We start from the raw sequence: 14,980 nt of genomic DNA on the forward strand, positions 1-14,980 counted from the left end.
GCCAACGCCATTGACCTTACGCGACGGCCCGGCGTTTGATTCCGGCCAAGGCGCCCCCGTACTCGACCTCGCACTCTGTTCGAGAAGGAGATTCGCCATGCGTGTACTGCTCGTGGGAGCAGGCGGTGTGGGCACCGCCGTCACCCGGATCGCGGCCCGCCGCCCGTTCTTCGAGGTGATGGTGGTGGCCGACTACGACCCGGCCCGGGCCGAGGCGGCCGTGGCGGCCGCCGGTGACGGCCGGTTCCGCGCCGAGCGTGTCGACGCCGGTGACGAGACCGCCGTGGCCGCGCTGCTGGCCCGGCACGGCTGCGACGTGCTGCTCAACGCCACCGACCCGCGCTTCGTGATGCCCCTGTTCCGGGCCGCGCGCACGGCCGGGGCGGCCTACCTCGACATGGCGATGTCGCTGTCCCGGCCGCACGCCGAGCGACCGTACGAGGAGTGCGGGGTCAAGCTGGGCGACGAGCAGTTCGCGCTGGCCGCCGAGTGGGAGAAGGCGGGTGCGCTCGCCCTGGTGGGCATGGGGGTGGAGCCCGGTCTGTCGGACGTGTTCGCACGGTACGCGGCCGACGAGCTCTTCGACGAGATCGAGGAGATCGGCATCCGTGACGGCGCGAACCTGACGGTGGACGGCTACGACTTCGCGCCCTCCTTCAGCATCTGGACCACCATCGAGGAGTGCCTCAATCCGCCGGTCGTGTACGAGAAGGAACGCGGCTGGTTCACCACCGCCCCCTTCAGCGAGCCGGAGGTGTTCGACTTCCCGGCGGGCATCGGGCCGGTGGAGTGCGTGAACGTGGAGCACGAGGAGGTGCTGCTCGTGCCGCGGTGGGTGGACGCACGGCGGGTCACCTTCAAGTACGGACTCGGAGGCGAGTTCATCGAGACGCTGAAGACGCTCCATCTGCTCGGCCTGGACAGCACCGCCCCGGTGACCGTGCCCGGCGCCGACGGGCCGGTCACGGTCTCGCCCCGGGACGTGGTCGCCGCCGCCCTGCCCGACCCGGCGACACTGGGCGAGCGCATGCGCGGCAAGACCTGTGCGGGCACCTGGGTGCGCGGGACGAAGGACGGGCGGCCGCGCGAGGTGTATCTCTACCACGTTGTCGACAACGAGTGGTCCATGGCGGAGTACGGTTGTCAGGCCGTGGTGTGGCAGACGGCCCTCAACCCGGTCGTCGCCCTCGAACTCCTGGCCACCGGCGCGTGGTCGGGCTCGGGCGTCCTCGGTCCGGAGGCGTTCCCGGCCCGCCCGTTCCTCGACCTGCTGACCGAGTACGGCTCGCCCTGGGGCCTGCGCGAGCAGTGACCGCCCGCGCTTCCGAGGGACTTGGCCGTTTCGGCCGCGCCCGCTCCGGTGACCCGGAGCCGAGCAACGCGCACCCGAAACGGCAGAGTCGACTTGGATCGCAGGTGACTTCGATGGACGACTGGCGAGCGCACGCCGAGTGCGGCACCGAGGACCCGGACCTCTTCTTCCCGATCGGCACCACCGGCCCGTCGCTGCATCAGGCGCGGCGGGCGAAGGCCGTCTGTGAGCGCTGTCCGGTCCAGGAGCCGTGCCTGCGCTGGGCGATGGAGACCGGGCAGACCGTCGGTATCTGGGGCGGTACGACCGAGACGGAGCGCCGGCTGCTGGCCCGGCGCAGGCAGGCGGCGGCCCGCCGGTTCAGCTGACGTCGGCCGGTGCCCGGGCCGCCGGCAGCCGCAGGGTGAACTCGGCGCCCTTGCCCGGTTCGCTGCGCACCTCGGCGGTGCCGTCGTGGGCGGCGACCAGGTGGCGCACGATCGGCAGGCCGAGACCGCTGCCTCCGGTGCGGCGGCTGCGGGACTTCTCCGCGCGCCAGAACCGCTCGAAGACGTGCGGCAGGTCCTCCGGCGCGATGCCCTGCCCGGTGTCGGCGACGGTGAGGACGACGACCTCGCCGTCCCGGCGGGCGGCCATCGTGACGGTCCCGTCGGCGGGGGTGTGCCGGATCGCGTTGGAGACCAGGTTGCCCAGCGCCTGCCGCATCCGCACCGGGTCCGCGTCCAGCCAGGCGGTGCCGTCGGGATCGGTCAGCAGGGTGACCCCGGCGGCGTCGGCGGCGACCCGGTGGGCGGCGGCCACCTGGTCGAGGAGGTCGGCGACGCGGACCGGCTCACGGTGCACCCGCAGGGTGCCGGCGTCGGCGGCCGCCAGGTCCTGGAGGTCGTCGATGATCCGCTGGAGGACCAGGGCCTCCTCGTGCAGCGAGGACAGCAGCGCCGGGGCGGGGTCGACCACGCCGTCCCGGGTGACCTCCAGCCAGCCCCGGATGTTGGTGAGCGGGCTGCGCAGTTCGTGGGCGATGTCGCTGACCATCGCCTTGCGCTGCTCCTCCAGGCGTTCCCGGCGCTCGGTGAGGTCGTTGAACGCCTCGGCCAGCAGCCCGGTCTCGTCCCGCGTCCGCACCGGCGCCCGGACGTGCAGTTCGGGCGGCTGCTGCGCGGCGAGGGTCAGCGCGCGCAGCGGTCGTACCAGACGGGTGGCGACCACCGCGGTGACGGCGACCGTGACGGCGAGGACCAGTCCGGCCGCGCCGACGATCTTCGCCTTGTTGGCCCGGGACATGTCGAAGCGGGGCGCGGTCTGGTCGCCGATGCCGAGGAAGAGCTCGGCGGCCGGGGCGACGTACGGTTCGAGCTGGGTGCGGCGGGCGCCGGCGACGCAGTTGTTCGCGGTCGGGTCGGCCTGTGTCCTGTCCTCCTTGACGCCTTTCCGGGTGACGAGGAAGCCGCCCCTGACCGGGTTGCGGCTCGTCGTGTCGTAGGTGAGGTACAGCGGTCCAGCGATGTCCATGCCCTTGGCCCGGAGGCAGGGGCGGACGAGGTCCGTCAGCGCGCCGAGGGCCTTCGTCTCGGTGGGCATCGGGAAGTCGAGCGCGCCGCTCACAGCGGAGGTCGACTCGCCGACGACGTTGCCGCACCCGACCTTGATTCCCAGGGGAGCGTCCCTCGCGTCGGCGAAGACGACGAACGGCCGCCCGCTCGGGGCGTGCTCGACGGTGGTCCGCACACCCACCCGGTTGAAGCAGACCTGTTGCTTCTGCGCGACCGCGTCCAGCTTCGCGCGCTCCGGCGCGGTCAGCCGGAACGGGCCCACCGCGCGCGGGTCGATGCCGCTGAGCTGGGCGCCGGACTCGGTGTAGGTGTCGGTGTGCAGAGGGTCCACGGCGGCGGCCGGCCGGGGCGGCAGGGGGGTGTCGCGGGACGCCGAGTCGGCGATCAGCGTGCGGTCGGCGGTGGTCAGGGCGATCCTGCGCCCGGTCTTCGCGGCCAGTTCCCGGACCGTGCGCCGGACCCCGCTCCAGTCGGGGTGGTCGGCCGCGTACCCGCTCAGCTGCGCGAGGATCCTGTTGTCGGCGGCGAGGTCCTGCCCCTGCTCCTCCTCCAGCGCGCTGGTGGTGGTCGTCACCGCGAGCCAGGCGGTGGCGGCCACGGAGCACACGGCGATCAGCACCGACGTGAACAGCAGCCGTACGAGCAGCCGTTTGCGCCACGGTATCCGGGACTTCACGACCGTCCCCCGCTCAGTTTGTAGCCGACGCCGAACACGGTCAGCAGCCGCACCGGCCGCCGGGGATCGGCCTCGATCTTCCGGCGCAGGTTCATCACATGGACGTCGACGGCCCGTTCGGTGGAGGCCCGGTCGAAGCCCCGGGTGCACTGGAGCAACTGCCGCCGGGTGAACACCCGGTCCGGCTCCCCGGCCATGGCGAGCAGGATCTGGAACTCGGCCGGAGTCACCTCCACCGGCTCCCCGTCGCAGCGCACCTCGTGCCGCACGGGATCGACACGGAGACCGGCGGCGGTCACGGCAGGCTCCTCCCGCGCACCTGCGGCCCGCCCGCTGCGCCGCAGGATCGTCCGGATCCTGGCCATCAGCTCCCGCGGGCTGTACGGCTTGGTCATGTAGTCGTCGGCGCCCAGCTCCAGGCCGAGCAGCACGTCGTCCTCGTCGGAGCGGGCGGTGAGCATCAGCACCGGGATCTCCGGATCGCCGCCGCGCAGCATCCGGCACACGCCGAAGCCGTCGATCACCGGGAGCATGAGGTCGAGGACGACGAGGTCGGGCCCGAGACGGCGGGCCGCGTCCAGGGCCGCGGCCCCGTCGTGGACCACGGTCGCGGTATGGCCCTCGGCCAGCAGGGAGCGCCGGATCAGCTCGGCCTGCATCTCGTCGTCCTCGGCGACCAGCACATGTGCGCACACGAGTTCGGATCCTAAACGGCGTACCGGCGGCCTACTGGGCGAGCCAGTCGGCGTACCCCATGACGACCACCGGATGCCGGTCCGGATCAAGGGCCTTGAGCAGCTCCTTCATATGCGCCTTGGCGACACTCACACAGGCGTGCGTCGGACCCCCGTGGTCCACGTGCAGCCAGATGCCGCCGCCGCGCGCCGTGCCCAGCGGCCGGGTCCAGTCGAGCGGCGAGGTGCCCGGCTCGCGGTTGTAGTTGATGGCGACGACGTAGTCGAAGGAGCCTTCCAGCGGCTCGCCCTCGAAGCCGGTACCCGGCGAGTAGAAGCCGGCGGACCGGTGGTACGGCAGCTTGCTCCCTGGGTCGGCGAGCAGGCCCCCGGCGTCGGTGAGTCCGTAGACACCGACCGGCGAGCGCAGGTCCCCGGCCATGTGGTGCTCGCTCCAGCCGCTCTTGCCGTTGTGCGCGGGCCAACTGGCGCCGCGCTGCCAGCCGTTGTCGTCGCGTGAGTAGAGGACGACGGAGGAGATCGGGGAGTCCTTGCCCCGTCCGACGGCGACGACGGCCTGGCGGGCCCCCTCGGGTATCGCGGCCTTGGTCCTGGGTCCGAGCCCGGGTATGTCCAGCGGCTGCGGGGTGCTCTCGGGTGTGGGGGTGGCCGTCGCCCCGGCCGGCCGGCCGTCGTCGGGCCGACTCACGTCCGACCGGCTCGGCGCGGCCTCGGCGCCGCCCCCGCAACCGGAGAGCACGAGGGGGGCGGCGGCGAGGAAGGCGACGGCGGTTCTGCGATGGATCATGAAACGAGGGTGACCGAGACTTGTAAGGAACTGGTCAGGATTCAGGCCTGGTTCGGCTTGCCCTTCGTGTACAACCACGTCTGGAACAGCGCACCGAGGTCGATCCCCGACTGCCCCTCGGCCAGCTTCACGAACTCGGCCGTTGTCCCGTGCCCGTACCGGTGCTGGCTCGCCCACGCCCGCAGAATCCGGAAGAACACCGGATCCCCGACCGCCTTGCGCAGCTCGTGCAGCGCCATCGCACCCCGCGCATAGACCGGCGTGCCGAAGATGTTCGCCCCGCTCCCCGGGTCCCCGGGCGGGTACGCCCACAGCCCGTCGCTCGCCGCCTTGGCGTACAGCGCGTCGAAGGTCTTCTGCGCGCTGTCGCCCCCGTGCTGCTCGCTGTACAGCCACTCCGCGTACGTCGCGAAGCCCTCGTTGAGCCAGATGTCCTTCCAGGCGGTGAGGGAGACGGAGTCACCGAACCACTGGTGGGCGCTCTCGTGGACGAGGGTGCTCAGGTCGGGCGCGGAGTCGTAGAGCGGCCGGCCCTGCGTCTCCAGCGCGTACCCGACGCTCGGCGCGTGGTCGACGATCGCCCCGGCGGAGCGGAACGGGTACGGCCCGAACAGCTTGCTCTCCCACTCCAGCACCGAGGGTAGCTTCTTCAGCACGGCCGCCGACCCGCTCGCCTCGCGCGGGTCCACCGCGTTGTACACCTTGATCCCGTCCCGGGTGGTGTACTGCTCGACCTTGAACGTGCCGACCGTGGCGGTGGCGAGGTACGCGGCCATCGGCTCGCTCTCCCGCCAGCGGAAGGTCGTGCGGCCCTGGGCGGTGTGCTGCCCGAGCAGGACGCCGTTGGCGACGGCGGTGCGCCCCTTGGGGACGGTGATCGTGAAGTCGTACGACGACTTGTCCTTGGGGTGGCTGTTCGCCGGGAACCAGGTCATCGCGCCCTGCGGCTCCCCGGCGACGAACGCGCCGTCGTCGGTGGCGATCCAGCCGTCGGCCGAGCCGTCGGGGTCGGTGACCTGCTTGGGGGTGCCGTCGTAGGTGACGGCGACCCGGAAGTCCCGGCCCTTCGCCAGGGCACGCGCGGGCGTGACGACGAGTTCCTGTCCGCTGCGGCTGAAGTGCGCCGCCCGGCCGTCGACCGTCACCCGGGTGACCTTCAGGCCCTTGAGGTCGAGGTCGAAGCGGGTGAGTTCCTGGGTGGCGCGGGCGGTGAGGACGGCCTTGCCGTCGAGGTGGCGGGAGGAGGTGTCGTAGCGGAGCGTCAGATCGTAGTGGCTGACGTGGTAGCCGCCGTTGCCGCTGAGCGGGAAGTAGGCGTCGCCCGCGCCCGAGGCGCCGATCGTGCTCGCCGAGGCCGGTCCGGCGGCGGCGAGCAGGGCCGCCACGGCGACCGGGACGGTGGCGAGGACGGCCTCGCGGCGGAGGACTGCGGTCCGTCTGCTGGTGGCAACCTGCACATTCGCTCCTTGAGGGGGTGGCCGATGATCAATCGCGAACCCACAGACTAGGCGGGCGGCCGCCGCGGCTTCCCCCTCATTCAGGTCAAGTCGTGCCGCGTCGGCGGCCGGTGTCACGGGCCCGCCGCATACGCTCGCCGCACCCGTCGACGAGCCGAGAGGTGCCCGACCGTGAGCGTGCGCGTCCGCAGGATCTACGAATCGCCCGAGCCGGAGGACGGGGTGCGCGTCCTGGTGGACCGGCTGTGGCCGCGCGGGATGGCCAAGGAGGACGCGCACGTGGACGAGTGGCCGAAGGGGCTGACGCCGTCGAACGAGCTGCGCCGCTGGTTCCACGGGGGCGGGTCGTACGAGGAGTTCACCCGTCGTTACGAGGCGGAACTGGACGCTCCCGAGGCCGCCGAACTCCTCGACGGCCTGCGGAAGCTGGTGCGCAAGGGCAGGGTCACGCTGCTCACCGCGTCCAAGACGCCGGAGGAGAGCCACGCGACCGTGCTGGCGCGGCTCCTCTCCCACTGAATCACGCCGTCTGCTTCGCCGCAGCCCGTCCGGCCGCCCGGCCCGAGTAGAGGCAGCCGCCGAGGAACGTGCCCTCCAGCGCGTTGTAGCCGTGCACGCCGCCGCCGCCGAAGCCGGCCACCTCACCGGCCGCGTAGAGTCCGCCGATCGGCTTCCCGTCGGCGCCGAGGGCGCGGGAGTCCAGGTCGGTCTGGATGCCCCCGAGGGTCTTGCGGGTGAGGACGTGCATCCGGACGCCGATCAGCGGCCCGGCGGCGGGGTCGAGGATCCGGTGCGGAGTGGCGACCCGGCCCAGGCGGTCGCCGATGTAGCGGCGGGCGTTGTGGATGCCCTGGATCTGGGAGTCCTTGCTGTAGGAGTTGTTGATCTGCAGGTCGCGGGCGACGATCTGGCGGCGCACCTCGGCCGCGTCGAGCAGCGCCTTGTCGGTGAGCCCGTTCATCTTCTCGACGAGCTGCTCCAGGGAGGTCGCGGTCACGAAGTCCGCGCCCTTGTCCAGGAAGGCCCGCACCGGGCCGGGCGCGCCCTTGCCGAGCAGCCGGTCGCGCAGCACGGCCCCCCGGTCCTTGGCGGTGATGTCGGGGTTCTGCTCGGAGCCGGAGAGCGCGAACTCCTTCTCGATGATCTTCCGGGTGAGGACGAACCAGGAGTGGTCGTACCCGGCGATGTCCTCGGTGGTGCGCAGGTACCTGAGGGTGCTGAGGGTGTCGTAGCCCGGCAGGCAGGGGTCGGGAAGGCGGCGGCCGAGGGCGTCGAGCCAGATCGAGGACGGGCCGGGCAGGATGCGGATGCCGTGGCCGGGCCAGATGGGATCCCAGTTCTGGAGGCCCTCGGTGTAGTGCCACATGCGGTCGCGGTTGACCAGCCGGACGCCGGCCGCGGCGCTGATGTCGAGCATGCGGCCGTCCACGTAGGCGGGGACGCCGGTGACCATCTCGGCGGGAGGGGTGCCGAGGCGCTCGGGCCAGTAGCGGCGGACGATGTCGTGGTTGGCGCCGATGCCGCCGGTGGTGACGACGACGGCCTGGGCGGTGAGCTCGAAGTCGCCGATGCGGTCGCGGTTGGAGGCGACTCCGCGCTTCGCGTCGTCGGCGGCCAGGACCGTGCCGCGCACCCCGCGGGCCTCGCCGTCCTCGACGACGAGTTCGTCGACCTGGTGGCGGTGGTAGAAGGTGAGCAGTCCGTCGCGGGCGGCCTGCTTGGCGTAGCGGGCGAAGGGCTCGACCACGCCGGTGCCGGTGCCCCAGGCGACATGGAAGCGGGGGACGGAGTTGCCGTGCCCGGTGGCGCGCAGGTCGCCGCGCTCGGCCCAGCCGACGGTCGGCAGCAGGCTGATGCCGTGGCTCTGCAGCCAGGGCCGCTTCTCCCCCGCCGCGAACTCGACGTACGCGCGCGCCCAGCGCACCGCCCAGGAGTCCTCGTCGCCCTTGCGGTCGAACTGGGCGCTGCCCTGCCAGTCGCTCCAGGCCAGGTCGAGGGAGTCCTTGATGCCGAGGCGGCGCTGCTCGGGCGAGTCGACGAGGAAGAGCCCGCCGAAGGACCAGAACGCCTGGCCGCCGAGGTTGGCGGCGTTCTCCTGGTCGACCAGGGCAACGCGCCTGCCCCTGCTGGTGAGTTCGTGCGCCGCGACCAGGCCGGCGAGGCCCGCTCCGACGACGATGACGTCCGCGTCCATGGCGACCGTTGCCTTTCTCATTCGGGGTGGGTGCCGCTGCCGTCGGTCAGCAGCGCGGTGAGCAGTTGCTTGAGCCAGGCGCGGGCCCGGTCCAGATCCCTGTCGAGCAGCAGTTGGGTGGTGACTCCGTCGTAGGCGGCGACCACGGCGTGGGCGGCACCGCCGACGTCGCCGAGCACGGCCGGGATCGGGGTGTGGCCCCGGGCCCGCAGGAGCCGGTCGGCGATGGCCTGCCGCAGCCGGGCGCGGTGGTCGAGAAGGGCCTCGGCGACGGCCGGGTCCCGGGCGGCGTGCACCAGAAAGTCCGTCTTCACCAGCAGCCAGTCCACGTCCAGGAGCAGCACGTCGGTGACCCGGTCCACGGAGGCGGGCACGTCCAGGTCCGGTCCGTCGCCGGCGAGCGCGTCGGCCACCTGCTGGGCGATGAGGTCGGCGCGCTCCCGGTAGAGGGCGAAGAACAGCTCGTCGAGGGTGGCGAAGTTGGAGTAGAAGGCGCCCCGGCTGAACCCGGCGGCCTCGCAGACCTCCTCGATGGAGACCCGCCCGAAGCCCTTGGCGGCGAACACGGTGAACGCGGCGTCGAGCAGCCGGGCGCGGGTCTGCACCCGGCGCCGGGTCACACGCTGGGGCGCACCGTCCACTGCGGCCATGTCCTGACCTCCGTTCGATACACGAACGTATCGGATACATGAACGTATCGAAAGAGCCGCGCACGGGATCGGCCGAAAATCAAAAAGGAACACATTTTCGAATAAGGAGTAGGCTGACTCCATGGCCACGCACCTCCAGGGCTCCCTGTTCGACCAGACCGACGAGCTGCGGCTCGGCCCGCTCGACGGCGTCCGCCGCACCGCGCTGGGCTCCGGCGCCTGGATCGACGTGCTGCCCGGCTGGCTGAGCGGCGCCGACGCCCTGTTCGACCGGCTGGTGACGGACGTCCCCTGGCACGCGGAGCGCCGGAAGATGTACGACAGCGTCGTGGACGTACCGCGTCTGCTCGCCTTCTACGGCGCGGCCGACCCGCTCCCGCACCCCGTTCTCACCGAGGCCCGCGAGACCCTCACCCGGCACTACGCCGACGAACTGGGCGAGCCGTTCAGCACGGCCGGGCTCTGCTACTACCGCGACGGCCGGGACAGCGTCGCCTGGCACGGCGACCGGATCGGGCGGGGCGCCCGGGAGGACACCATGGTCGCGATCCTCTCCGTGGGCGCGCCCCGCGACCTGCTCCTGCGCCCGCTGCACGGCGGCCCCTCGGTCCGCCACCCGCTGGGCCACGGCGACCTGATCGTGATGGGCGGTTCCTGCCAGCGGACCTGGGAGCACTGCGTACCGAAGACGGCCCGTGCCGCCGGCCCGCGGATCAGCGTCCAGTTCCGGCCACACGGGGTGCGCTGACCCCGGTCCTCGCTAACAGCTGCCCCACGTCATCTGGTTTGCTGTGCCCATGCACGCTGAGGTACACGAAGTCGGCAAGGGCACCTACCTGGTGCACGGTCACCACACCAACTGGGTGATCCTCAAGGACGGTGACGCCGTCACGCTGGTGGACACCGGTTACCCCGGGGACCGCGAGGGGCTGCTCGGCTCCCTCGCCCAGGTGGGCAGCTCGCCGGAGGCCGTCGCGGCCGTCCTGATCACCCACGCGCACAACGACCACCTCGGCTCGGCCGAGTACCTGCGGGACACCCACGGCACCCCGGTCTATCTGCACGAGGCCGAAGTACCGCACGCGCGGCGGGACTTCCTCCAGCAGGTGGCCGTGGGCGACGTACTGAAGAACGCCTGGCGGCCCGGTGTGGTGCCCTGGCTGGTGCATGTGCTGCGGGTCGGCGGCACCGAGCAGCACCCGGTCACTTCGCCGGAGGCGTTCCCGGTCGCCGACGGCCCGCTGGACCTGCCGGGCCGGCCGGTCCCGGTGCACACGCCCGGCCACACCGACGGGCACACCGTCTACCACCTGCCCGAGGCGGGCGTCGTGATCTCCGGTGACGCCCTGGTCAGCGGGCACCGCACCTCGCGTGTCAAGGGCCCGCAGCTGCTGCCCGACATGTTCCACCACGAGCGGGCCCGCGCGGTGGCCTCGCTCGGCCTCATCGAGGCCCTCGACGCCGACGCGCTGCTGCCCGGGCACGGCCCCCTGCACCGGGGACCCGTACGGGCGGCCGCGCAGCAGGCCCGCGAACGCGCCGTCTGACCACGCCGTCTAAGGTTCGGGCCATGGCATTGCAGATCAGCGCCACCAACCCGGAGCACCCCGCGCTCCTGCTCGAACTCCCCTGGGACGTCCCGCTGGAGGAGTGGCCCGAGGACTACCTCGTGCCGCTCCCCCGCGGCATCTCCCGGCACGTGGTGCGCTACGCCCGCGCCGGCAGCGAGGTCATCGCGGTCAAGGAGCTCGCGGAGCGCCCGGCGCTGCGCGAGTACGAGCTGCTGCGCGACCTCGACCGGCTGGGCATCCCCGCGGTCGACCCGCTCGCGGTGATCACCGGCCGCACCGACCCCGAGGGCGACCCACTGGAGTCGGTGCTGGTCACCCGGCATCTGGGCGGCTCGATGCCGTACCGCTCGATGTTCGAGACGACCATGCGCCCGGCCACCATGCACCGCCTCATGGACGCCCTGGCGGTGCTGCTCGTACGACTGCACCTGGCCGGGTTCGCCTGGGGCGACTGCTCGCTGTCCAACACACTGTTCCGGCGGGACGCGGGCGCCTACGCGGCGTACCTGGTGGACGCCGAGACCGGCGATCTGCATCCGCAGCTGAGCAACGGGCAGCGGGAGTACGACCTCGATCTGGCCCGGGTCAACATCAGCGGGGAGCTCCTCGACCTGGAGGCGTCGGGGGCGCTGCACCCGTCGCTGGACCCGATCGAGTTCGGCTTCGAGATCTGCACCCGGTACGGCGAGCTGTGGGAGGAACTGACCCGCACCTCGGTGTACCCGGCGGGCAAGTACCACTACATCGAGCGCCGGATCAGGCGGCTCAACGAGCTCGGTTTCGACGTGGCCGAGATGCAGATCGAGCACTCCTCCAACGGCGACACCGTCACCTTCGTGCCGAAGGTCGTCGACGCCGGGCACCACCAGCGCCAGCTGCTGCGGCTGACCGGCCTGGACGCCGAGGAGAACCAGGCGCGGCGGCTGCTGAACGACCTGGAGAGCTGGATGGCCACCCAGGACGACTACACCCCGGGCGACCCCCTGGCCGCCCGCCCCGAGGTGCTGGCCCACCGGTGGGTGCGGGACGTCTTCCGCCCCACCGTGCGGGCCGTACCGCTGGAGCTGCGCGGTTCCATGGACCCGGCCGAGATCTACCACGAGCTGCTGGAGCACCGCTGGTACCTGTCCGAGCGGGCGCAGCACGACATAGGCCTGGACAGCGCGGTCGAGGACTACATCGAGAACGTGCTGCCGACAGCACGGGAGACCCTGGAGCCGGTCACTCCCGAGTGAGCCGCGGGCCGGACGCGCGTCAGTCGTGCGGCACCACGGCCACCGGGCAGTCGGCGTGGTGCAGCACCCCGTGCGCGACCGAGCCGATCCGCGCGCCGACCGCCGTACGGTGGGCGCGCCGCCCGACGACCATCAGCTGGGCCCGCCCGGCCAACGACAGCAGCACCTGCCCGGCGCTGCCCATCTCGACGTGCTCGGCGACCGGCACCCCGGGGAACCGCTCCCGCAGTGGCCGCACCGCCTCGGCCAGGGCCTTCTTCTCGAAGGGCTCCAGGCCGCCCGACTCGTCGAGCAGCTTCAGCGAACCAGGGCTGTAGGCGAAGACCGGTGGCAGGGTCCAGGCCCGGACCACCCGGACCGTCGCACCGCGGGCCGCCGCCGTCCGGAACGCGAACTCCAGCACGGCCGCGCTGTCCTCGGGCCCGCCCTGCTGGCCCACGACGACCTCCCGGCCGGCGGCCTCGGCGGCGGGCCGGTCCCCGGCGCGCACCAGCACGACCGGGCACCCGGCCCCGGCGATCACCTGCTGGCCGACGGAGCCCAGCAGGAAGCCGACGACCCGGCCGTGCCCGCGCGATCCCAGCGCCAGCGACTCGGCCCCGGCGGCCGCCTCCACGAGCACCTCGACCGGGCCGCCCTCCACCACGTCGACGCTCACCGCGAGGTCCGGATAGCGTCCGGTGACGCCCCGCACCGCCTCGGTCACGCCGTCGGACACCCACCCGCGCTGGGCCTCCCGGTCACCGCCGAGCGCCTCGTGCGCCTCGTGCGCCTCGTACCGCCAGGCGTGCACCGCCCGCAGCGGCAGCCCCCGGCGGACCGCCTCGCGGGCCGCCCAGTCCAGAGCGGCGAGGCTCTCCTCCGTACCGTCGACCCCTGCCGTGATCGGGCGTGTCATGCACCGGCCTCCTCGTCGGTTCCGCGTGTGCGCGATCAGTCTTCCGCACGGCCGGCCGGCAGGTGTGCACCGGCGTACAAGAGCGAAGGCGGGCGATCGAACATACGATGAGCGGGAACCGGTGCGGTGGCCGCGCTCCTCCGGGAGGACCCGCCGTCCCGTGGAACCAACGGCTCGGGGTGGGAGACGTATGGCACAGGCTGCCGACGCAGCACGGACCGTCATCATGACCGTGGACACCTCGCGGTGGATTCTCAAGCAGTCCCGCTCCGAGCTGGCCGGCACCGCGGCCCGCAGGTTCGGGAGGCGGTGGTGCTCGCCGCGGTGGCCTGCGCGGCTGCGCCCCCGCACCGTCCGTACACCGCAGGCCCTCGCTCTGCTGGAGCGAGACGCGCCCACCTGACGGCTGGTTCGCGGCCCGCTGCGGCCGAACTGGACACGGCGGGCGTGGTGGAGCTCGCCGCTGCACAGGCCCACCACGCCGGTCCGGGGGAGGTCGCCACCGGCCCCGCCTTGCCGGGCCTGGTCGTGCGACGCTGCCGTTCGCCCTCCCCCATCCCTTCGCGGCCCAGGGCAGCGTCGGCGTTCGTTCTGCACGTTCGGTGCCCGACGGGAGCACACTGAGAGCCGCCAACTTGCGGACGAGGGCGTCCGCGACAAGGTCTTCCCCGGCGCCGTGTGGGCCGTCGGCGACGCAGCCCGCGTGCGCGCCTCCGGTGTCACTGGTGTCCTGGACCCCGACGATCCGGACACGCGGATGCGGCCCGACACTGTCTTCGACGCCGCCAGCCTCACCAAGATCCTCGCCGTATGGCCGTCCATCGGCGCCTCCGGGAGGACAGCGTCCTCGACCTCGACGCACCGCTCGGCACCATCTGGGACGAGGTCACCGGCCACCCACACAGCGCGGTGACGGCCCGCCGGCTGCTCACCCATACCGCGGGCGTCCCGCTGCGGGCCCAGCTGCAAAACCTTTACGGCACCGACCCGCAGGCCATCCGCACCGGTGTCCTGCACGAGGCGCTCCACCGGCCGCCCGGCGAAGCCGTCGAATACACCGACCGGGCCGCTCTCATCCTCGGCTACCTCGCCGAATACCTCTCCGGACAGAGCCTGGACCAGCTCGCCGCCCAACGGACCTGGCGCCCTCTGGGTATGGACGCCACCCGCTTCGGCCCCTTGCCCGCAGCGATCGCCGCGACGTGCGCGCCGACCGAGCTCGACCAGGACACCGACACCCACCTCAAGGGGACCGCCCGGTCGGGCTCCGATGTGGAGGGGCCTGAGCCAGCTGGAAGGTGAGTCACCGAGATCGTTTGGTAGCGTTTGTCCGATAGCGTTCCAGCGCGCCGATGGACAGTGCCGATGCGGCCATCAGCCCGAACACGATCGTGCTCGAACCATGGCCGTGATCTCGCTCCCAGACACGGAATCCGACCAGCAGGACAACGACTCCGAACAGCACGACCTGTATCCGTCTGATGGCCACGGCCCGCCGGCCGTTGCCATCAGCGTTGCTGTCTCTTCCAGGCACCGGGGCTCCTCTGCTCCTTCAGTGCGCCGACTGTACTGGTGTACGGAGCCATCAGTGCGCCCCCACGGTCACAGCACTAGCTGCTGTGGTTCGTGAAGCGATGAACCGCGTGATCAGTGTCGATCAGGTAGCACTCCTGCTCCCACCGGGTTCCCTCCCCGCGCGCCACCGTTTGATGCATCACCATGGAGCTCCCGCAGCTCAGCCCGACGGAGTTGACGGTGAACCCCTGTTTCTCGTAGTCGTTCGTGAGGCTTTTCGCGATGTTCCGCACGACGAGTTCGGTCGCCTCCTCTCGCGAATTGAGGGATGGGCTCCCGGGGCAGGGCTTCGGCGTAGTCGCGTGACGCCCGGTTCGCGGTGGCCCGTCAGGTCAGCGACAGGGTCCGGAACGTGACAGGCACGGCTTCCAAGATCA

General features: G+C 72.1%; 15 protein-coding genes and 1 pseudogene. 8 read left to right on the forward strand and 8 right to left on the reverse strand.

Features of this window, described 5'->3' with window-relative positions:
* Window positions 1-97: 97 nt before the first annotated feature.
* Both AB0D85_RS50765 and AB0D85_RS50770 read left to right on the forward strand, forming a co-directional pair.
* Entirely contained in the window at window positions 98-1,312 is a 1,215-nt protein-coding gene (locus AB0D85_RS50765; protein ID WP_362338010.1) for a saccharopine dehydrogenase C-terminal domain-containing protein, read from the forward strand.
* A 113-nt stretch (window positions 1,313-1,425) separates the two neighbouring features.
* Window positions 1,426-1,680, forward strand: a complete 255-nt coding sequence (locus AB0D85_RS50770; RefSeq protein WP_362338013.1) for a WhiB family transcriptional regulator — start codon at window positions 1,426-1,428, stop codon at window positions 1,678-1,680.
* On the opposite strand, the gene AB0D85_RS50775 is transcribed toward AB0D85_RS50770, so the two are convergent.
* From AB0D85_RS50775 to AB0D85_RS50790, 4 genes are read right to left on the reverse strand one after another with little or no spacing between them, the layout of a single operon-like run.
* Entirely contained in the window at window positions 1,673-3,541 is a 1,869-nt protein-coding gene (locus tag AB0D85_RS50775) for a HAMP domain-containing sensor histidine kinase (RefSeq protein WP_362338015.1), read from the reverse strand. The two genes, AB0D85_RS50770 and AB0D85_RS50775, sit on opposite strands and share 8 nt — an antisense overlap.
* Complete coding sequence (locus AB0D85_RS50780; RefSeq protein ID WP_362338018.1) at window positions 3,538-4,236, reverse strand: response regulator transcription factor; 699 nt, start codon at window positions 4,234-4,236, stop codon at window positions 3,538-3,540. Before AB0D85_RS50780 ends, AB0D85_RS50775 begins: the two co-directional genes overlap by 4 nt.
* 31 nt (window positions 4,237-4,267) lie before the next feature.
* The gene (locus AB0D85_RS50785; RefSeq protein ID WP_362338021.1) at window positions 4,268-5,023 is read right to left on the reverse strand and encodes a L,D-transpeptidase family protein; all 756 of its coding nucleotides are present in this window, start codon (window positions 5,021-5,023) and stop codon (window positions 4,268-4,270) included.
* A gap of 41 nt (window positions 5,024-5,064) precedes the next feature.
* Window positions 5,065-6,480 (reverse strand): M1 family metallopeptidase, encoded by a 1,416-nt coding sequence (locus AB0D85_RS50790; RefSeq protein WP_362338024.1) that lies wholly within the window; start codon window positions 6,478-6,480, stop codon window positions 5,065-5,067.
* 171 nt (window positions 6,481-6,651) lie between these two features.
* On the opposite strand from AB0D85_RS50790, the gene AB0D85_RS50795 reads away from it, so the two are divergent.
* A complete protein-coding gene (locus AB0D85_RS50795) occupies window positions 6,652-6,999 on the forward strand; it encodes a DUF488 family protein (protein WP_362338027.1) in 348 nt (115 codons plus the stop codon).
* Between the two features lies 1 nt (window position 7,000).
* On the opposite strand, the gene AB0D85_RS50800 is transcribed toward AB0D85_RS50795, so the two are convergent.
* Together AB0D85_RS50800 and AB0D85_RS50805 are read right to left on the reverse strand one after the other, a co-directional pair.
* Window positions 7,001-8,674, reverse strand: a complete 1,674-nt coding sequence (locus AB0D85_RS50800; protein ID WP_362338055.1) for an FAD-binding dehydrogenase — start codon at window positions 8,672-8,674, stop codon at window positions 7,001-7,003.
* A 17-nt stretch (window positions 8,675-8,691) separates the two neighbouring features.
* The gene (locus AB0D85_RS50805) at window positions 8,692-9,324 is read right to left on the reverse strand and encodes a TetR/AcrR family transcriptional regulator (RefSeq protein WP_362338030.1); all 633 of its coding nucleotides are present in this window, start codon (window positions 9,322-9,324) and stop codon (window positions 8,692-8,694) included.
* Window positions 9,325-9,445: 121 nt separating this feature from the next.
* Here AB0D85_RS50805 and AB0D85_RS50810 point away from each other — a divergent pair, with 121 nt between their 5' ends.
* From AB0D85_RS50810 to AB0D85_RS50820, 3 genes are read left to right on the forward strand one after another with little or no spacing between them, the layout of a single operon-like run.
* On the forward strand, window positions 9,446-10,072 hold the full coding sequence (locus AB0D85_RS50810) for an alpha-ketoglutarate-dependent dioxygenase AlkB (RefSeq protein ID WP_362338032.1): 627 nt from the start codon (window positions 9,446-9,448) through the stop codon (window positions 10,070-10,072).
* Between the two features lie 49 nt (window positions 10,073-10,121).
* Entirely contained in the window at window positions 10,122-10,871 is a 750-nt protein-coding gene (locus AB0D85_RS50815; protein WP_362338035.1) for an MBL fold metallo-hydrolase, read from the forward strand.
* A 23-nt stretch (window positions 10,872-10,894) separates the two neighbouring features.
* Window positions 10,895-12,130, forward strand: coding sequence for a DUF4032 domain-containing protein (locus tag AB0D85_RS50820; RefSeq protein ID WP_362338038.1), 1,236 nt, complete (start codon window positions 10,895-10,897; stop codon window positions 12,128-12,130).
* A 19-nt stretch (window positions 12,131-12,149) separates the two neighbouring features.
* On the opposite strand, the gene AB0D85_RS50825 is transcribed toward AB0D85_RS50820, so the two are convergent.
* Window positions 12,150-13,028, reverse strand: coding sequence for a universal stress protein (locus tag AB0D85_RS50825; RefSeq protein ID WP_362338041.1), 879 nt, complete (start codon window positions 13,026-13,028; stop codon window positions 12,150-12,152).
* Between the two features lie 226 nt (window positions 13,029-13,254).
* Between AB0D85_RS50825 and AB0D85_RS50830 the strand changes: the two genes are divergently transcribed.
* The gene (locus AB0D85_RS50830; protein WP_362338044.1) at window positions 13,255-13,431 is read left to right on the forward strand and encodes a hypothetical protein; all 177 of its coding nucleotides are present in this window, start codon (window positions 13,255-13,257) and stop codon (window positions 13,429-13,431) included.
* Between the two features lie 240 nt (window positions 13,432-13,671).
* A pseudogene (locus AB0D85_RS50835) lies at window positions 13,672-14,285 on the forward strand (serine hydrolase domain-containing protein); the annotation flags it as partial.
* A 46-nt stretch (window positions 14,286-14,331) separates the two neighbouring features.
* On the opposite strand, the gene AB0D85_RS50840 reads toward AB0D85_RS50835, so the two are convergent.
* Window positions 14,332-14,562: a hypothetical protein gene (locus AB0D85_RS50840; protein WP_362338047.1), complete on the reverse strand. Its 231-nt coding sequence runs from the start codon at window positions 14,560-14,562 to the stop codon at window positions 14,332-14,334.
* Window positions 14,563-14,980: the final 418 nt, after the last annotated feature.

Origin of the sequence: Streptomyces sp. NPDC048277 (genome assembly GCF_040652235.1) — a bacterium.
Taxonomy (GTDB): Bacteria; Actinomycetota; Actinomycetes; order Streptomycetales; family Streptomycetaceae; genus Streptomyces.